This is a genomic window from Kitasatospora sp. NPDC015121 (genome assembly GCF_055562955.1).
Window position 1 is genome coordinate 1 of record NZ_JBVHEH010000011.1, and the last position, 18,491, is coordinate 18,491.

General features: G+C 74.7%; 15 protein-coding genes and 1 tRNA gene. 7 read left to right on the forward strand and 9 right to left on the reverse strand.

What is annotated here, in order from left to right:
• From ACZ3J7_RS17445 to ACZ3J7_RS17455, 3 genes are all read right to left on the reverse strand, one after another.
• Positions 1-830 (reverse strand): cation transporter (locus tag ACZ3J7_RS17445; RefSeq protein ID WP_465621626.1); only part of this gene is annotated, 830 nt, incomplete at its 3' end.
• A 66-nt stretch (positions 831-896) separates the two neighbouring features.
• Entirely contained in the window at positions 897-1,115 is a 219-nt protein-coding gene (locus ACZ3J7_RS17450; RefSeq protein ID WP_465621628.1) for a heavy-metal-associated domain-containing protein, read from the reverse strand.
• A 228-nt stretch (positions 1,116-1,343) separates the two neighbouring features.
• A complete protein-coding gene (locus ACZ3J7_RS17455) occupies positions 1,344-2,294 on the reverse strand; it encodes a PrsW family intramembrane metalloprotease (RefSeq protein ID WP_465621630.1) in 951 nt (316 codons plus the stop codon).
• A gap of 126 nt (positions 2,295-2,420) precedes the next feature.
• On the opposite strand from ACZ3J7_RS17455, the gene ACZ3J7_RS17460 reads away from it, so the two are divergent.
• Positions 2,421-3,602, forward strand: coding sequence for a PP2C family protein-serine/threonine phosphatase (locus tag ACZ3J7_RS17460; RefSeq protein ID WP_465621632.1), 1,182 nt, complete (start codon positions 2,421-2,423; stop codon positions 3,600-3,602).
• An 18-nt stretch (positions 3,603-3,620) separates the two neighbouring features.
• Here the strand turns inward: ACZ3J7_RS17460 and ACZ3J7_RS17465 are convergent, their stop codons facing one another.
• The gene (locus ACZ3J7_RS17465; protein ID WP_465621634.1) at positions 3,621-5,309 is read right to left on the reverse strand and encodes a bifunctional 3'-5' exonuclease/DNA polymerase; all 1,689 of its coding nucleotides are present in this window, start codon (positions 5,307-5,309) and stop codon (positions 3,621-3,623) included.
• 896 nt (positions 5,310-6,205) lie between these two features.
• Here ACZ3J7_RS17465 and ACZ3J7_RS17470 point away from each other — a divergent pair.
• Positions 6,206-7,585 carry a M3 family metallopeptidase gene (locus ACZ3J7_RS17470; RefSeq protein WP_465622123.1) on the forward strand — a complete coding sequence of 460 codons (1,380 nt, stop codon included), beginning with the start codon at positions 6,206-6,208 and terminating at the stop codon, positions 7,583-7,585.
• A gap of 41 nt (positions 7,586-7,626) precedes the next feature.
• On the opposite strand, the gene ACZ3J7_RS17475 is transcribed toward ACZ3J7_RS17470, so the two are convergent.
• Complete coding sequence (locus ACZ3J7_RS17475) at positions 7,627-8,838, reverse strand: glycoside hydrolase family 5 protein (protein WP_465621636.1); 1,212 nt, start codon at positions 8,836-8,838, stop codon at positions 7,627-7,629.
• A 108-nt stretch (positions 8,839-8,946) separates the two neighbouring features.
• The gene (locus ACZ3J7_RS17480) at positions 8,947-9,555 is read right to left on the reverse strand and encodes a TetR/AcrR family transcriptional regulator (RefSeq protein WP_465621639.1); all 609 of its coding nucleotides are present in this window, start codon (positions 9,553-9,555) and stop codon (positions 8,947-8,949) included.
• A gap of 147 nt (positions 9,556-9,702) precedes the next feature.
• Here ACZ3J7_RS17480 and ACZ3J7_RS17485 point away from each other — a divergent pair, with 147 nt between their 5' ends.
• A complete protein-coding gene (locus ACZ3J7_RS17485; protein ID WP_465621641.1) occupies positions 9,703-10,920 on the forward strand; it encodes an acyl-CoA dehydrogenase family protein in 1,218 nt (405 codons plus the stop codon).
• A 215-nt stretch (positions 10,921-11,135) separates the two neighbouring features.
• Here the strand turns inward: ACZ3J7_RS17485 and ACZ3J7_RS17490 are convergent, their stop codons facing one another.
• Positions 11,136-11,963 carry an enoyl-CoA hydratase/isomerase family protein gene (locus ACZ3J7_RS17490; protein WP_465621643.1) on the reverse strand — a complete coding sequence of 276 codons (828 nt, stop codon included), beginning with the start codon at positions 11,961-11,963 and terminating at the stop codon, positions 11,136-11,138.
• Positions 11,964-12,055: 92 nt separating this feature from the next.
• Positions 12,056-12,619, reverse strand: a complete 564-nt coding sequence (locus tag ACZ3J7_RS17495; protein WP_465622125.1) for a GNAT family N-acetyltransferase — start codon at positions 12,617-12,619, stop codon at positions 12,056-12,058.
• Positions 12,620-12,671: 52 nt separating this feature from the next.
• Between ACZ3J7_RS17495 and ACZ3J7_RS17500 the strand changes: the two genes are divergently transcribed.
• Positions 12,672-13,286 carry a TetR/AcrR family transcriptional regulator gene (locus ACZ3J7_RS17500; protein WP_465621645.1) on the forward strand — a complete coding sequence of 205 codons (615 nt, stop codon included), beginning with the start codon at positions 12,672-12,674 and terminating at the stop codon, positions 13,284-13,286.
• 80 nt (positions 13,287-13,366) lie between these two features.
• Here ACZ3J7_RS17500 and ACZ3J7_RS17505 read toward each other — a convergent pair.
• Positions 13,367-13,439 (reverse strand) — tRNA-Arg (locus ACZ3J7_RS17505).
• Between the two features lie 739 nt (positions 13,440-14,178).
• Between ACZ3J7_RS17505 and ACZ3J7_RS17510 the strand changes: the two genes are divergently transcribed.
• The 3 genes from ACZ3J7_RS17510 to ettA all read left to right on the forward strand — a co-directional run bounded on the left by ACZ3J7_RS17510 (position 14,179) and on the right by ettA (position 18,366).
• Positions 14,179-14,784 (forward strand): single-stranded DNA-binding protein, encoded by a 606-nt coding sequence (locus ACZ3J7_RS17510; protein ID WP_465621647.1) that lies wholly within the window; start codon positions 14,179-14,181, stop codon positions 14,782-14,784.
• A gap of 315 nt (positions 14,785-15,099) precedes the next feature.
• A complete protein-coding gene (locus ACZ3J7_RS17515; RefSeq protein ID WP_465621650.1) occupies positions 15,100-16,485 on the forward strand; it encodes a Cys-Gln thioester bond-forming surface protein in 1,386 nt (461 codons plus the stop codon).
• Positions 16,486-16,701: 216 nt separating this feature from the next.
• Entirely contained in the window at positions 16,702-18,366 is a 1,665-nt protein-coding gene (ettA, locus tag ACZ3J7_RS17520) for an energy-dependent translational throttle protein EttA (protein ID WP_465621656.1), read from the forward strand.
• Positions 18,367-18,491 lie beyond the last annotated feature (125 nt).

The window sequence follows — 18,491 nt, forward strand, 5'->3', positions numbered from 1 at the left end:
TCGCCGGGGCGCACCACGAACCGGTCGCCGACCGCGAGCTGTCCGACCGGGACGCGGGTCTCGCGGCCCTCGCGCAGCACGGCGACGTCCTTGGCACCGAGGTCGAGCAGGGCGTGCAGGGCGGCGCCGGCCCGGCGCTTGGAGCGGGCCTCCAGCCAGCGGCCGAGCAGGATCAGGGTGGTGACGGCGGCCGCGGTCTCCAGGTAGAGCGCGGAGGAGGCGTCGGTGTCGCCGGCGGTGAGGCCGAAGGAGTGCCGCATGCCGGTCATTCCGGCGTGGCCCCGGAACAGTGCCCACACGGACCAGCCGAAGGCGGCCAGGGTGCCGAGCGAGACCAGGGTGTCCATGGTGGCGGCGCCGTGCCGGGCGTTGGTCCAGGCGGCCTGGTGGAACGGCCGGCCGCCGTACACGACGACCGGGCCGGTCAGCGCGAACGCCAGCCACTGCCAGTTGTCGAACTGCAGGGCCGGGACCATCGAGAGCAGCACGACGGGGACGCTGAGCACGGCGCTGACCAGCAGCCGTTCGCGCAGCGGGTCGGGTTCGGCGGCCGGTTCCGCCGCGGGTCCGGGGGCGGCGGCGGGCGGGGGCGGGAGCTCGGCGGTGTAGCCGGTCCGCTCGACGGTGGCGATCAGGTCGGCGACGCTGGTGCCGGGGCCGAAATCCACCCGGGCCTTCTCGGTCGCGAAGTTGACGCTGGCCTCGACGCCGTCGATCCGGTTGAGCTTCTTCTCGATCCGGGCGGCGCAGGACGCGCAGGTCATGCCGCCGATGGAGAGCTCGACGCGGTCGCGCGGGGCGGCCGCGGGGTCGGTGGTGGTGCTGCTCATCGGCTCGTCCGCTTCGCTCGGTGCAGGGGGTGGGCGGGGGCGGCGCGGGCCGCCCCCGCGGGCGGGTCAGGAGGCCCGGCCGACCAGTTCGTAGCCGGCCTCGTCCACGGCGGCGGCGATCTGCTCGTCGCTGGGGGCGGGGTCGGCGGTGACGGTCACGGTGCCGGCCCCGGAGTCGGCGGCGACCGAGGTGACGCCGGGCAGCGCGGAGACCTCGCCGCTGATCGCCTTCTCGCAGTGGCCGCAGCTCATCCCGCTGACGGTGTAGGTGACGGTGCTGGACATGGGGACCTCCGGAGGACGCGCGCTCGTTGGACCGCGTGCGGTACTGGCACTGACCACAATACCCCCGAGGGGTATTGAGTCCAGAGGGGGGCGCGTTCCGGCGCCCGCGGCCCGCGGCCCGCGGCCCGCGGCCCGCGGCCCGCCCCCGAGGGTAGTGCGCGCCGGGCCGGGAGCGGCAACGGCGGGCGGCACCGCGCCGGGCCGCCCGCCGTCCGCCACCCGAACCGCTCAGGCCGGCGCGGGCACCCGCTCCTCGCGGCGCACCAGCGCCCGCAGCCAGAGCAGGCCGAGCAGTGAGACCACCACCAGGCCGAGGACGTCGTACAGCGTGTACAGGTGCACCTGCCGCTGGGTGGGCTGCGGCAGGTAGCCGTTGGCGAACAGCTGCTTCTGCAGGTCGCTGGTGGTGGTGCGGACGACCAGCCAGACCGCGATGCCGTTCATGCTGTCCCACAGCGCGTGCAGCAGCGAGACGCCCAGGTAGGTGAGCAGGACCGGCGCGGTGAGGCGGAAGCGCGTGCCGCGGCGCTCGCGGAACAGCACCCCGCCGAGGATGGCGGTCCACAGGATGTGGCCGACCGGGGCGAGCACGCCGCGCAGGATCTCGGTCTCCACCAGGTTCCGCAGTGACAGGCCGTGGATGGTCAGCACCGCGTTGAACGCGTACCCGGCGCTCTCGAACGCGGCGAAGCCCGCACCGACGGTGGCGCCCAGCACCAGGCCGTACCGCAGGCCGCGGACCGGGATGCTCCGGACCACCACCACCAGCGCGAAGAGCTTCACCGCCTCCTCGATCAGGCCGACCCCGAGGTACATCCACACCGAGGGCGAGAGCAGGTACGTCTCCAGCACCGAGGCGCCCAGCACGCCGATGACCCCGCCGACGCCGAAGCAGGCGAGGATCCGGCCCGGGCCGACGTCCGAGGCGAACCGCTCGTACGCCCAGACGGTGAAGGCGGCCGGCACGAGGAAGCTGCCCAGCAGCACGACGGTCGGCACCAGATTGCTGTTGGCGGTGGTGAAGGTGACCAGCACGGTGGCCGCCCACAGGGCCAGGCCGAGCAGGAGGACCTTGAGCCAGTGGCGGGTGGGGGCGGGGGTGCCCCGGCGGGGCGGGGGCACGTTCGGACGGCCGCGCGGGTTGCCGTAACTCGGGGGTGTCGTGCCGTAATCGGACATCCGGGAGCCCTTCCGCGCCGCGTACGTGTGGTGAACGTACGGTATGACAGTTCGGGGCATTTAGCCCGGGTTGTCCGGGTTCCGCCGGACGGGGCGGGGCCGCCCGAGGTCCGATATGTTCGGAAGGTGCACCTTCGACGCGGTGACGGCGGGCCGGTCGGCCCGGCCGACGGAGTGCCGCCGAGCCGGCGGCGCCGGGCCCTGCTCGCCGCCGACCTGCAGGACCTCTCGCTGCTGCGCCGGGCCGCACCCGCGCTGACCGCCATCGCGGTCGTCTCGCTCGCCGACTACTTCTCCGGACGCGACCGCTACCTCGCCTCGCTGATGGTCGTCGTCCCCTCCGTCGCCGCGCTCACCCTGCGGCCGCGCGAACTGCTCGCGGTCTGCTTCCTCGGCCTGATGGCCCTGCTCGGGCTCAGCCACCTCGACCAGGTCGCCGACTTCGGCGACAGCCGCTTCCTGTACGGCGCGATCGTCGGCTACGTCGCCGTCACCGCGCTCAGCGCCGGCATCGCCGAACTGCGGATGCGACGAGCCGCGGCCTTCGCGGCCGTCAGTTCGGTCGCGGAGGCCGCCCAGCGCGCGCTGCTGCGCCAGCCCGAACCGGTGGTCGGACCGCTGCGGCTGGCCGTGCGGTACGTCTCCGCCGCGGACGCCGCCCGGATCGGCGGCGACCTGTACTCCGTCCTGGACACCCCGTACGGCACCCGGGTGCTGGTCGGCGACGTGCGCGGCAAGGGGCTCGGCGCGGTGCAGACCGCCGCGGTGGTGCTCGGCGCGTTCCGGGAGGCCGCGTACGACGAGGAGGCGCTGCCCGACGTCGCCGGGCGGATCGAGGCCAGCATGCGCCGGCACGTCCCCGACGGGGAGTTCACCACCGCGATGTTCGCCGGCTTCCGCGAGCCCGGCAGCGTCGACCTGCTGCACCTCGGCCACGTCCCGCCGGTGCGGGTGCACGCCGACGGGAGCAGCGAGACCGTCGACTTCGCCGACCCCTGGGTGCCGCTCGGCCTCGGGCACCTGGTCGCCGGCCGCCCCCGCCCCGCCGCCGTGCCGTTCGGCCCGCGCGACGTCCTGGTGCTCTGCACCGACGGCGTGGTCGAGGCCAAGGGCCACCGCGACGGCGCGTTCTACCCGCTCGCCGAACGGGTCGGCCCGCTGGTCCGCGACGGCTGGCGCTCCCTCGCCGACCTCGACGCCGCCGTCGCCCGCCTCTACGCCGACCTGCTCGCCCACGCCGGCGGCGAACTCGGCGACGACGCCCTGCTGCTCCTGGTCACCCGGCCCGCCCCGGACGCGCCCGGGTAGGGGCCGGGGAGGACGGGCTCACTTCGCGTCGCCGTAGCAGTCCACCACGGCGGTGGTGAGCGGGAAGCGGACCGGGGTGTCGCCGAAGACCAGGGCGGTGGCCTCCTCGGCGGCCCCGGCGACGGCGGCGGCCACGGTGTCGGCGAGGTCCGCGGGGGTGTGCACGACGACCTCGTCGTGCTGGAAGAAGACCAGGTGCGGGCGGTCGCCGCCGGAGCGCAGGGCGGCCAGCCGGCGGCGCAGCGCGGCGAGCAGGGCCAGCGCCCAGTCGGCGCCGCTGCCCTGGATGACGAAGTTCCGGGTGAAGCGGCCCCGGGCGCGCGCCGAGCGGCCGCCCGCCTCGCCGGACTCCGGGGCCTCCGTCAGGTCGAGCCAGTCCGCCGAGGGCGGCGGGCAGACCCGGCCCAGCCGGGAGGAGACCACGCCGCCGTCCTCCCCGGTGCGGGCCGCCGCCTCCACGTACCCCATCGCGGCCGGGTAGCGGCGGCGCAGCGTGTTCAGCAGCGGGCCGATGCCGCCGCCGGTCTGGCCGTACATCGCGCCGAGCAGGCCGAGCTTGGCCTGCTCCCGGTCGCCGTGGAACGCGGACGCGGCCAGCGCCGCGTACAGGTCGCCGCCCGCCGCCGTCCGGGCCAGGCCCGCGTCGCCGGACAGGGCGGCCAGCACCCGGGGCTCCAGCTGGGCCGCGTCCGCGACCACCAGCAGCCAGCCCGGGTCGGCGACCACCGCGCGGCGCAGGGTGCGCGGGATCTGCAGCGCGCCGCCGCCGCGCGAGGCCCAGCGGCCGGTCACCACGCCGCCCACCACGTACTCCGGGCGGAACCGGCCGCCGCGCGCCCAGGCCGCCTGCCAGGCCCAGCCGTGCGCCGCGTGCAGCCGGGACAGCTCCTTGTAGCGCACCAGCAGGGCCGCCGCCGGGTGGTCGACCGCCTTCAACTCCCAGGAGCGGGTCGAGGAGAGCTGGACGCCCCGGTCCGCGAACGCCTTGATCACCTGGGTGTGCGAATCCGGGTTGAACGGTCGGGAGCCGAGCGCCCGCTGCACCTCCAGGGCCAGCTCGGCGAGCTTCGCCGGCTGGGTGCCCGGAAGGGTCGGGCGCGGGCCCAGCAGCTCGGTCAGCAGCGCGTCGTGCACGTCCGCGCGCCAGGGCAGGCCGTCGTGCGCCATCTCGCAGGCCAGCAGCGCGCCCGCCGACTCCGCCGCCACCAGCAGCCGGAACCGGGAGCGGGCCGCCGGGTCGGCGATCGCCGCCAACCGCCGCAGCTGCTCCGCGTGGACCGCCACGGTGGCCTCCAACGCGTCCGTCCCCGGCGGGAGTTGCAGCCGGTCCGGGGCGAACAGGCCGTCCTCGTCGGGCAGCGCGCCCTCCGGCAGGTCGGCCGGCACCGGCAGCCCGCGCAGCCGCGACCAGGCCGCGCCCAGCGAACGCGGCGACCCGAACCGGCCCTCCTGGCCCAGCAGCAGCGCCTCCGTCAGCCGCAGGTCGTGGCAGCGCGCCAACCGGACCGGCAGCGCGGCCAGCAGCGGCCCGTACCCGGCCTCCGCCGTCGGCCACACCCAGCGCGGGGCGTGCGCCGCCTCCACCGCCGCCACCGCCTCGGCCAGCCTCGGCGCGGGCTCCGGCGGGCCCAGCGGCGCGCCGTCCTCCCCGAGCGGCTGCAGCCGGCCGCCGGGGCCGTGCGGGTCGGGCACCAGGGCGTAGCGCACGGGCGGCGGCTCCTCGCGGACGCGGGACGGGACGGCCGGGACGGAACGGGTGCGTTCCGGGCCGTCAGGCAGGACCTGTCGACGGTAGCCGCCGGCACTGACAGGCGACGTCAGGCGGCGCCGGGCGGTGGACGAACGGACCGGTGCCGGACGGCGGCCGGGGGCGGGAGGAGCGCAACCGGCCGCCCCGGTGGCGGCTTGTCGTGACGGTGTTCCGCCACGACCCCGGGAGCCGTAGGGTCGCGTCCATGAGCGACAACCCCTTCTTCTCGCCCAGCACCCTGGTGTACGAGCTCCCGCCCTTCGCCGAGATCCGGGAAGAGCACTACCGCCCCGCCTTCGACCGGGGCATGGCCGACCAGCTCGCCGAGACCGCCGCCATCGCGGCGAACCCCGAGCCGCCGACCTTCGACAACACCGTGGTGGCGCTGGAGCGTTCGGGAGCGGTACTGCGCCGGGTCTCGGCGGTCTTCTTCAACCAGGACGCCTCCGACACCACCCCCGGCGTCCAGGAGATCGACGCCGAGATCAGCCCCCTGCTGGCCGCGCACGCCGACGCGATCCACCTCGACGCGGCCCTGTTCGCCCGCCTCGACGCCCTGCACGCGGCCCGCCACGGCCTCGGCCTGGACGCCGAGTCGCTGCGCCTGCTGGAGCGCCGGCACACCGCCTTCGTCCGGGCCGGCGCCCGCCTGGACGCCGACGGCCAGCGCCGGCTGCGCGAGATCAACGCCGAACTCGCCTCCGACGCCGCCGCGTTCCGCCGGAACACGCACGAGGCCTCGCTGGCCGGCGCGGTCGCCGTGGACAGCGCCGACGCCCTCGACGGCCTGCCCGCCGCCGCCGTCGCCGCCGCCGCCGAGAACGCCCGTGCCCTCGGCCAGGACGGCCGCTGGGTGCTCAGCCTGAAGAACTTCTCCAACCAGAGCGAACTCGCCGCCCTCACCGACCGCGCCCTGCGCGAGCGCCTGCTCACCGCCTCGCTGCGCCGCGGCCTCGACACCAACGGCCCGCTCGCCGCCAAGATGGCCGCGCTGCGCGCCGAACGCGCCGCCCTGCTCGGCCACCCGACCCACGCCTCGTACGTGGTCGCCGACGAGACCGCCGGCACCACCGAAGCGGTCGGCGCGATGCTCGGCCGCCTGGTCGCCCCCGCCGTCGCCAACGCCGAGCGCGAGGCCGCCGACCTGGCCGTAGCCGCGGCCGCCGACGGGATCGGCGAACTCGCCGCCCACGACTGGGCGTTCTACGCGGAGAAGGTCCGCGCCGAGCGCTACGACGTGGACACCGCCGCGCTGCGCCCGTACTTCGAGCTGGAGCGGGTGCTGCGGGACGGCGTCTTCTTCGCCGCCCACCTCGCCTACGGGCTGTCGTTCACCGAGCGGCCCGACCTGACCGCCTACCACCCCGACGCCCGGGTCTTCGAGGTCCACGACGCGGACGGCGGCGGGCTCGGCCTGTTCATCGGCGACTTCCACGCCCGCGAGTCCAAGCGCGGCGGCGCCTGGATGAACGAACTCGTGGCGCAGTCCCGGCTGCTGGGCACCCGCCCGGTGGTCGTCAACAACCTGAACGTCGCCCGCCCGGCCCCCGGCGAGCCGGCGCTGCTCAGCTGGGACGAGGTGCGTACCCTGTTCCACGAGTTCGGGCACGCGCTGCACGGCCTGTTCTCGGACGTCGAGTACCCCTCGTTCGCCGGGACCGAGGTGCCGCGCGACTTCGTCGAGTTCCCGTCCCAGGTCAACGAGATGTGGATGACCCGGCCCGAGGTGCTCGCGAACTACGCCCGCCACCACGAGACCGGCGAACCGCTGGACGCCGCCGTGGTCGAGCGGATGCTCGCCGCCGAGAACTACGGGCAGGGCTTCCGGACGGTCGAGTACCTCTCGGCCGCGCTGCTCGACTGGGCCTGGCACACCCGCACCGCCGCCGACCCGGTCGTCGCGGACGCCGAGGAGTTCGAGGCCCGGGCGCTCGCCGAGGCGGGCGTCGCGGTCGCGGCGGTGCCGCCGCGCTACCGCACCGGGTACTTCAACCACGTGTTCTCGAACGGGTACAGCGCCGGGTACTACGCGTACATCTGGTCCGAGGTGCTGGACGCCGACACCGTCGAGTGGTTCGGTACGAACGGGCGCGGCGTGCGGGAGAGCGGGCAGCTGTTCCGCGAGCGGCTGCTGGCGCGCGGCGGGAGCCGGGACGCGCTGGAGAGCGTGCGGGACGTGCTGGGGCGGGAGCCGGAGATCGGGCCGCTGCTCGCCCGGCGCGGGCTGGCGTAGCGCGGTGCCCCGCGCCCCTCGCGGGGGCGGGGCACCGGTGTTCACCCGGTGAAGACCGGGCCGTAGCCCGGGGCCGGACGGCCGTCCGGGGTGAGGGCGCAGTAGCCGCCGGTGCCGCGGCACCAGTACCACATGGTCCAGCCGGCGGCGAAGGCGCGCATGGCGGCGACCTGACGGCGGACCAGTTCGGCGTTGCCGGGGGTGGCGGCGGAGGGCGGGCCCCACTCGCCGACCAGGACCGGCAGGCGGTGGGCGGCGGGGTAGGCGGTGACGGCGGCGGTGTAGGCCTCGACGAAGCCGCCGGCCGGGTCCCAGTCCCGGCCGGCCTCGACGGCGGTGTCGTAGAAGTGCGGGGCGTAGCCGATCCGGTCGGCGCCGGGGCGGGGGTCGGCGAAGCCGGGCAGGCTGGTGGGGACGCCCTGGCCGACCAGGACGGTCGGCTCGACGAACAGCCAGGCGTCCTGGTCGGCCCGGCGGACGGCGCCGATCAGCCGGCGGTACATCGCGGCGAGCCGGCCCCGTTCGAGCTCGGCGGAGGCGGCGGCCAGCACGGCCGGGTCGGCGGGGTCGCCGTCGAGCGGGCCGAACGGCTCGTTGAACAGGTCGTAGCCCAGCAGGGCGCGCTTGCCGCGCAGTTCGCGGGCGACGGTGGTGTACAGGTCGGTCTGGGCGCGGCGCAGGTCGGGGTCGTCGTACAGGTGGCGGAAGGCGGCCTGGACGGCCGGCTGGAAGTACCCGGCGAACCAGTCGGCCGGGTCGGGGACGAAGGGCAGGCCGTCGTCGCGGGTGGCCCAGGCGGGGGCGCCGCCGTCGCCGCCGAGGAAGTACTGGCCGTAGACGTCCTGGTGGAAGTCGACGACGGCGTACAGGCGGTACTTCCCGGCCCAGTCCAGGAGCTGTCCCAGCCGGTCGAGCCGGGCCCGGTCGTAGTGGCCGCGGGCGGGTTCGAGGCGGGCCCAGGAGACCGCGATCCGGACCAGGCCGAAGCCGTTCGCGGCGAGTGCGCGCAGGTCGGCCTCGGTGGTCTCGTCGTACTTGTCGAGGTTGAAGCCGCGCAGGTCCAGGACCCGGCCGCGGGCGTCGGTGAAGGCGGTGCGGCCGTCGGCGAGGGTGGTCGAGGAGACCCGGCGGCCGTCGAACGGGCCCGGGCCCGACGGGCCGTGGCCGGCGGCGGGCGGCGGGCCGGCCGAGACGGTGCCGAGGACGGCGGCGGCGGTGAGCAGCAGGGCGGCGGCGGAGCGGCGGACGCGCACGGGGGCACCTCACGGCGTGGGCGGGGCGGGGTGCGCCGATCCTGCCGGAGACACCACCCCCGCACAAGAGGTGAGACGTCCTCATGTTTCCCGGGGGGCCGGGCGGGGTCAGGCCTCCGGGGCGGCCAGCATCGGCGGCAGGTCGGCGGCCGCGGAGAGCCGGCCCCACAGCAGGTCGGCGAGGGCCTGCACCATCCGGGCGCGCGGGCAGGGGCGGGTCTCCAGCCACCAGTCGCCGGCGGCCAGCACCATGCCGGTGATCGAGCGGCCCCAGGTCTCGGAGAGCAGCGGGCCGTCCTGGCCCAGGTCGATCTGCTGCTGGATGGCGCGGGTGATCTCCCCGGCGATCTGCCGCAGCGCGGGCGCCAGCGCGTTGCCCGCGCCGGTCGGGTCGCCGGGCTCGGGGTGGGTGAGCAGCCGGTACACCTGCGGGCGGGACTCGATGGCGGCCAGGTAGACGTCCAGCACGTGCTCGACCCGGTCGCGGCGCTCCAGCGGCTCGTTCAGCGCCGCGCGGACGGCGGCCAGCAGGCCGGCGGTGTGGCGCGCGGTCAGCGCGCCGATCAGGCCGTTCCGGTCGCCGAAGTGCCGGTACAGGATCGGCTTGGTGATGCCGGCCTCGGCGGCGATCGCGTTCATGCTGGCGCTCGGGCCCTCGCGCTGGACGACCCGGTCGGCGGCGTCGAGCAGTTGTTCGCGGCGGGGTTCGGTGGTCATGCGCTGCTCCTCGTGCGGGCGGGTAGGCGGCTCGTCGGGCGTTGACAGCGGTTACCTATCGGTAGCAGACTCGCCGCCATGTTACCGGAGGTAACAGCGCAGTGGCGCGGACCCTCCGGCCCGTACCGCCGTCCCCTGGAGGCCGACATGACCACCTTCTCGCTCGACCCCGGGCCGGACCAGCTCGCCGTCCGCGACTGGCTGCACGGCTTCGCCGCCGACGTCGTCCGCCCCGCCGCCGCGGAGTGGGACGAACGCGAGGAGACCCCCTGGCCGATCATCCAGGAGGCCGCCAAGCTGGGCATCTACTCGCTCGACTTCTACGCCCAGCAGTTCTTCGACCCGTCCGGCGTCGGCATCCCGATCGCCATGGAGGAACTGTTCTGGGGCGACGCCGGCATCGGCCTCGCCATCACCGGCACCACGCTGGCCGCCGTCGCCGTGCTCGCCAACGGCACCGACGAGCAGATCGGCACCTGGGCCCCGCAGATGTTCGGCACCCCCGAGGACGTCAAGCTCGCCGCGTTCTGCTCCTCCGAGCCCGACGCCGGCTCCGACGTCTCCGCGCTGCGCACCCGCGCCGTGTACGACGAGGCCAAGGACGAGTGGGTGCTGAACGGCACCAAGACCTGGGCCACCAACGGCGGCATCGCGCACGTGCACGTGGTCGTCGCCACCGTCGACCCCGAGCTCGGCGCCCGCGGCCAGGCCTCCTTCATCGTCCCGCCCGGCACCAAGGGCCTCAGCCAGGGCCAGAAGTTCAAGAAGCACGGCATCCGCGCCTCGCACACCGCCGAGGTCGTCCTCGACGGCGTCCGCGTCCCCGGGCACTGCCTGCTCGGCGGCAAGGAGAAGCTCGACGCCCGCCTCGCCCGGGCCCGCGAAGGCACCCGGGGCAGCGGCGGGAACGCCGCCATGGCCACCTTCGAGGCCTCCCGGCCCGCCGTGGGCGCGCAGGCCGTCGGCATCGCCCGGGCCGCGTACGAGGTCGCCCTCGACTACGCGAAGACGCGCGTCCAGTTCGGCCGGCCGATCATCGAGAACCAGGGCGTCGCGTTCCAGCTCGCCGACATGAAGACCCGGATCGACGCCGCCCGGCTGCTGGTCTGGCGGGCCTCCTGGATGGCCGTCAACAACCGGCCGTTCACCAGCGCCGAGGGCTCGATGTCCAAGCTGTACGCCGGGGAGACCGCGAAGTTCGTCACCACCCAGGCCATGCAGATCCTCGGCGGCAACGGCTTCACCCGGGAGTACCCGGTCGAGCGGATGCACCGGGACAGCGCCATCTACACCGTCTTCGAGGGCACCAGCGAGATCCAGCGGCTGGTCATCGCCCGGGCCGTCTCGGGCGCGCCGATCCGCTGACGGGACGTCGACGGGCGGCCCGCCGGGGGCCGGTCCGTCGGCGGGCGGCCCGCCGGGGTCGGCCCGTCAGCGTGCGGCCCAGAAGGTCAGCCCGGCGGCGAGCGCGCCCACCACCGAACCGACCGCCGTCCGGGCCGGGGTGTGGTCCCGCAGCACCACGCGGGACCAGCCCACCAGCACCACGGCGGGCCGGGAGTCCGGCGCGGGCGGTGCGGTCAGAACCTCGGTGCGCGGCGCTCCAGGAACGCGGCCAGGCCCTCGTGGACGTCCGGCGCCGTCCGGGACGCGCGCTCCCAGGGCGCCAGCGCGGCCGCCGCGTCCGCCGGAGCGGCCGACAGCACCGCCTTCGCCGCGCCGATCGTCTGCGGCGAACGCGCCGCCAGCAACCGGGCGAACTCCCGCGCCCGGGCGTCCAGGGCGGCCGCCGGGACCACCTCGTCCAGCAGGCCGAACGACTCCGCGCGGGCGGCCGGCAGCAACTCGCCCGAGAACAGCAGGTACTTGGCCCGGGCCGGGCCCACCAGCGCGGCCAGCCGCAGCGTCGGCACCGCCGGGTACACCACGCCCAGCTTCGCCGGAGTGACGCCGAGCCGGGCGTCCTCGGCGGCCAGCCGCAGGTCGCAGGCGAGCGCCAACTGGCAGCCGCCGCCCACGCAGGCGCCCCGGACCACCGCCAGCGTCGGGCGCGGGAACGCCGCCAGCGCCTCCTCGGCGGCCACGTTCCGGGCGTGGTACGCGTCGGCGGCGGCCGGATCGGCGTACACCCCGGCCAGCTCCGCGATGTCCGCGCCCGCCGAGAACGCGCCCGCCGCGCCGGTCAGCACCAGCACCCGGACGTCCGGGCGCCGCTCCAGCGCCGCCAGCACCTCCGGCAGCGCCCGCCACATCGCGTCGGTCACCGCGTTGCGCCGCTCGGGCCGGTCCAGCAGCAGCGTGGCCACCCGGTCCGCGCCCACCCAGCAGCGCAGGCCCGGCGCGCCCGGGGGCAGTTCGACGTCCCCCGGGCCCGGGCGGTCCAGCGGGTGGGCGGTGCTCGCGGGCATGACGGGCCTCTCGGGGGACGGAGCCGGGCGGGCCGTCAGCCTTTCACGCGGACGCCGGCCGGGCCACGTGATCCGCGTCAACCCGGGCGGGGTCAGTCCGCCGCGCCCGCGCGCAGCGCCCGCCACTCCGGGGCCAGCATCGACCAGATCTCCAAGTCCAGCCGGACGCCGAGGTGTTCGGTGTGCTTGCGGAGCGTGCCGTCCAGCGTCATGCCCAGGCGCCGGGCGCACGCCCGGCTGCGCAGGTTGACGGTGCTGTTCCACCACTCGGCGCGGTACAGGCCGCGTTCGACCAGCGCGTAGTCCAGCAGGTGGCGGGCGGCCGAGGTGACCAGGCCGCGGCCCTGGGCGGCGGGCTCGGTCCACACCCCGATCTCGCAGACCCCGGCCGCCGCGTCGAACTGGACGAACATCACGCCGCCGACCAGCGTGCCCTCCAGCCATATCCCGTGGATCCGCCCGGCGTCGGCGGCCTGCTTGTCGGCGAACTTCCGCAGCGTCGCGCGGGCGGACTCCAGATCGGTGCTGCGGGTCGCCCACGGGATCCACGGATCGATCCCGGCCCGGGCCCGGTCCATGTGCTCCAGGAACTCCTCGGCCTGCCAGGGCTCCAACGGGCGGAGCTCGGCGTCCTCGGCGAGCGCTACGGCGTACATCGGCATCCCCTCGACGGTACGTAACAAACGTTGGGTATGTACCCTAGCGCGCATGACTCCACCCGCACGGGGCGACCACGAAGCCCGCCGGCGCGACGTCTCGGAGGCGGTCTGGCGGGTCCTCGCCGACCGCGGCTTCGGCGGCCTCACCCTGCGCGCCGTGGCCGCCGAACTGGGCGCCTCCACCGGGCTGCTCACCCACTACTTCCCGCACAAGCGCGCCCTGGTCGCCCACGCGCTGGAGGTCCTCGACCGGCAGGCCGCCGAACGCCGCCGCCCCGCCACCGAGGCCGCGGCAGCCGCCCGCGGCCTGCCCGTGCTGCGCGCCGCGCTGCTCGACATCCTCCCGCTGGACGCGGAGGGCGAGGCCGGCAACCGGATCTGGGTCGGCTCCTGGGACGCGGCCCTCGGCGACCCCGCGCTCACCGCCGGACACGCCGAGCGCTACCGCCGGGCCCGCCGGCGGATGGCCGAACTCTGCGCCCAGGCCCAGGAGCTCGGCGACCTCCCCGCCGGCCGCCCGGCCGCCGACCTGGCCGCGCTGGCCCAGTCCTTCGCCCTGGGGCTGGTGGTGCAGGCGCTCTTCGCCCCCGAGGAGTTCCCGCCCGCGCGCCAGCGCGCCCTGCTGGACGACTTCCTGGCGGGCCTGGCGGCGGGGGAGGGATGACCGGGCGGTCGGCCGGTTCGCCCGGGCCGCGGTGGCGGAGCGCTCACGCTGTGCGATCACGGCCGGTCGGAGTGGGTGGGCGCCCCCAGCAGGATTCGAACCTGCGACCTACCGCTTAGAAGGCGGGTGCTCTATCCGCTGAGCTATGGGGGCCGGGGTGCTGACGTCGGCCCGCTTGCCGGGCCTGGGCCGGGACGGGATGTTCCGGGACAGGATACGGGTGTTCAGTTCCGCCGCCCCGACTTCGCAGACCGGACCGAGGTGTGTCGGCCTCCGCGGGGCGGTCCGATAATCGCAGGTAGTGCCGGGGAGTGCAGCGTTCTACCGGCTCTCGGGGCGGGACGTTGTGCACTCGTTACGGGGCTGCGACCTGACCCGTTATGCATTCGGCGCGGACAATCGCCCGGTGCGGCCCGCGGGTGGGGGCGCGTTTAGGGGTTCCATCGGTCGGATGACATGGACGGGGCGAGTCGGGGGCTCACTCGTTCGTGGTTTCGGCGGTGGCCCCGAGGTGGCCACCGGGTGTGCGGGCGGCTGCCGGAAGGGGTGGTCGAGCGGGGTGCCCGAACGGTCCTTGCGGCGGAAGGGGGCGGACGGGGCGGACCGGGCGGGGTGCGGGGGAGGGCGTCCGGGGCGGTCGGCGGGGCCGGGTCGGCGGTATTCGGCGGCGGAGCCGGGTTGTTGTCGTGAGCACGGCATTCAAATGGTCGATTTCCGACCGAAAAGCGCCCCGATTCACTCGGGAGAGGTACTCCGGTTTTCCACAGCCCCGGGTTTTCCACAGGCAGGCGGAAGGCGCTGGTGCGGATTTCCCGGAAGCCGGAGGATCTTTCCCGGCGGGGAATCCGCCGGGAAAGGGCGCCGACCTCGGCGGCCGGGAACGGAGGCGGGAATGGACGAGGCACTGGTGACGATCGTCGGCAACGCCGCGTCGGGCGTGACGTACCGGGAGACGCCCGGCGGGGTGGCGGTGGCGAACTTCCGGCTCGCCGCCCGGGAGCGGCGCTACGACCGCGAGCGCGGCGACTGGACGGAGGGCGAGACGACCTGGGTGACGGTGGTGGCCTGGCGGCGGCTGGCGGTCAACGTGGTCAGCTCGGTGAACAAGGGCGATCCGCTGCTGGTGAGCGGGCGGCTGCGGGTGCGCGAGTGGGGGGAGGAGGGGAGCCGGCGGGTGGAGGTGGAGATCGACGCCCGCTCGGTCGGCCACGACCTGGCCCGCGGCACCTCCGCGTTCCGGCGCGGCCTGGAGGGGAAGTCGCCGCCGCAGCAGGGCGGTTCGGGTACGGGCGGCCCGGGCGCGGGCGGTCCGGGCCCCGGTGCCGTCGGTGCCGCCGGGGCGGGCGGGCCGCGCGCGGTGCGGCTGGTGGAGGAGGCCGTTCCGGAGTGGATCGTGGCGGCGGTCGCGGCCCGGCGCGGGGCGGAGGGGGCCGGTGCGGCCGGCGGCGGTGCGCCGGAGGAGGGGGGTGCGGATGTGGCGCAGGAGGTTCTGAACTGACGGATTCCGGGCACTTCTTGAGCCCGGGAGTGCAATCCTGATTGCCGCGGCGGCGCCCCGTGGCTTTATGTCGACTCATCAACCCGCGCTGCCGGGCGGCTCCTTGATAACGGAACAGCCACGATATCGTCCTGATTCGCTACGGCTCTGGAGTGGCCGGATCCCGTCAATAGGATGCGTCTGGTCCACACACGTGCAGCGGCGCCACAGGGAGCGCCGCTTTGCAGGGGGCGGGTTGCCGCTGGCACGTCGCCGCCCGGAGGGATCCACATGTTCCACAACCAGGGGCGGGCTGTCTCCCGCATCGTAGCTGTCATGCTCGCGTCCGGTCTCACGGTCGGCTCGGGCCTGCTCGCGGCCGGTGCGGCTGCCGCGGCCGGCAGCACGTCGGGAGTCACGGCGAAGATCGTCAAGGGCTCCGACGACAAGGAGTACGTCACCTACCCCGACCCGAAGAACGGCGGCCGGCCGCGTCAGGTGGAGGCCGGGCCCTTCTTCATCCAGATCGGCGACGGCGAGGCGCGGCTGCCGGTCTACTGCATCGACCTGCTGAACGACGCCTCCTGGGACGCCCAGTACCAGGAGACCAGCTGGGACTCCAGCTCGCTGAAGAACAAGCCCGGTGCCGGCTCGAAGATCCTCTGGATCCTCAAGAACTCCTTCCCGGCCGTCGGCGTCGACAAGCTGATCGCCGAATCGGGCGTCAAGAACCTCAGCAAGGCCGACGCCGCTGCCGCGACCCAGGTCGCGATCTGGTCCTTCTCGGACCCGAGCGTCCCGATCACGCAGGCCGACGACGAGGCCATCGCGTTCACCAAGTGGCTGATCGCGCAGGCCAACGCGAAGGGCGAGGGCAGCGAGCCCAAGCCGACGCTGAGCCTCGACCCGGCCTCGGTCGGCGGCAAGTCCGGGAGCACCCTGGGCCCGATCACCGTCACCGCCGGCGGCGGCACCGCCTCCGTCAAGGTCAGCCTCGGCAAGTCCGGCACCGACGCCAAGGTCTCCCTGGTGGACGACAAGGGCGCCGAGCTCAAGTCCGTGAAGTCCGGCGACAAGATCTACGCCAAGGTCCCGGCCGACACCCCCGCCGGGCACGCCGCCATCACCGCCGAGGGCACCGCCACCTCCTCCGTCGGCCGCGCCTTCGTCGGCGAGATCAAGGGCAAGCCCAGCCAGACCCTGATCCTGGCCGGCGAGGGCACCGTCCCGGTCTCCGCCAAGGCCGACGTCAGCTGGGGCCTCGGCGCGGTGCCGACCGCCGACGCCGTGGTCGACTGCGCCAAGGGCGCCCTGGTGGTCACCCTCGGCAACAAGGGCGACAAGGACGCGGCCTTCAAGGTCGCCGGCAAGGACTACACGGTCAAGCCGGGCGGCACCCAGGCCGTCACCCTGCCGGTCAAGGAGGACGAGAAGTACGACTTCACCGTCACCGGCCCCGAGGGCTTCAGCAAGCAGTTCACCGGCCTGCTGAACTGCAAGACCGACAGCTCCACCCAGACGCCGGCGCCGTCGACCTCCGCCTCGGCCCCGGCCCCGGCCTCCCCGGTCCCGTCGGTCAGCCCGACCGGCCCCGAGCTGGCCTCCACCGGCGGTGGCATGGGCACCGGCCTGACCGCCGCCGCGGCCGGCGCGCTGCTCCTCGCCGGCGGTGCCGCGGTCTACGGCCTGCGCCGCCGCGGCCGCCACAGCCGCGCCTCCTGAACGACGCGCTGAACCCGTCCCGGCCCCCGCGCCGGGACGGGGACGGCCCCGCCTCCCGAGCCCGGGGGGCGGGGCCGTCCGCTTGACCGGGCCGTCCGCGGCCGGCGGCCCGGTGGACGGCGGGCGCCCCGACGGGCGTTCGGGACCGTCCCGGCCTTACGGCACAATGGAAGGCTGCAAGCCGATTACTCACGACGACGCCGGAGCGATCTCAACGTGGCGGAATACATCTACACCATGCGCAAGGTGCGCAAGGCACACGGCGACAAGGTCATCCTTGACGACGTGACGCTCAGCTTCCTCCCCGGGGCGAAGATCGGCGTCGTCGGCCCCAACGGCGCCGGTAAGTCGACCGTGCTGCGGATGATGGCGGGCTTCGACCAGCCCTCCAACGGCGACGCCTTCCTCTCGCCGGGCTTCACCGTCGGCATGCTCCAGCAGGAGCCCCCGCTCGACGAGACCAAGACGGTCCTGGAGAACGTCCAGGACGGCGTCAAGGAGATCAAGGCCAAGCTCGACCGGTTCAACGAGATCGCCGAACTGATGGCGACCGACTACTCCGACGAGCTGCTCGCCGAGATGGGCACCCTCCAGGAGGACCTGGACCACGCCAACGCCTGGGACCTCGACGTCCAGCTGGAGCAGGCCATGGACGCGCTGGGCTGCCCCCCCGGCGACTGGCCGGTCACCAAGCTCTCCGGCGGTGAGCGCCGCCGCGTCGCGCTGTGCAAGCTGCTGCTGGAGCAGCCCGACCTGCTGCTGCTCGACGAGCCCACCAACCACCTGGACGCCGAGTCGGTGAACTGGCTGGAGCAGCACCTGGAGAAGTACCCCGGAACCGTCGTCGCCGTCACCCACGACCGGTACTTCCTGGACAACGTCGCCCAGTGGATCCTGGAGCTCGACCGCGGCCGCGCCTACCCGTACGAGGGCAACTACTCCACCTACCTGGAGACCAAGCAGACCCGTCTCAAGGTCGAGGGCCAGAAGGACGCCAAGCGCGCCAAGCGGCTCAAGGAGGAGTTGGAGTGGGTCCGCTCCAACGCCAAGGGCCGCCAGGCCAAGTCGAAGGCCCGCCTCGCCCGTTACGAGGAGATGGCGGCCGAGGCCGACAAGATGCGGAAGCTGGACTTCGAGGAGATCCAGATCCCGCCGGGCCCGCGCCTGGGCAGCGTCGTCATCGAGGTCGACCACCTGAAGAAGGCCTTCGGCGAGAAGATCCTGATCGACGACCTGAGCTTCACCCTGCCGCGCAACGGCATCGTCGGCGTGATCGGCCCCAACGGCGCCGGCAAGACCACGCTGTTCAAGATGCTCCAGGACCTGGAGACCCCGGACGGCGGCACGGTCAAGGTCGGCGAGACCGTCAAGATCAGCTACGTCGACCAGAGCCGGGCCAACATCGACCCGAAGAAGACCCTCTGGGAGGTCGTCTCCGACGGTCTGGACTGGATCAACGTCGGCCAGGTCGAGATGCCGTCCCGGGCCTACGTGTCCGCGTTCGGCTTCAAGGGCCCGGACCAGCAGAAGCCGGCCGGGGTGCTCTCCGGTGGTGAGCGCAACCGCCTCAACCTGGCGCTGACCCTCAAGCAGGGCGGCAACCTGCTGCTCCTCGACGAGCCGACCAACGACCTCGACGTCGAGACCCTGTCCTCGCTGGAGAACGCGCTGCTGGAGTTCCCCGGCTGCGCCGTGGTCATCTCCCACGACCGCTGGTTCCTGGACCGGGTGGCCACCCACATCCTCGCCTACGAGGGCGAGAGCAAGTGGTTCTGGTTCGAGGGCAACTTCGAGTCCTACGAGAAGAACAAGATCGAGCGCCTCGGCGCCGACGCGGCCCGCCCGCACCGGGCGAGCTACAAGAAGCTGACCCGCGACTGACCCCCGGTCGCGCCGTCGGGCCCGCCCCCCCCCCCCCCCGGGGGGGGGGCGGGGCCCCCCCCCGGGGGGGGCGGCCCAACAACCCCCCCGGACCCATGACGCCGGTGGCGTAAGCCCGGGGCCCC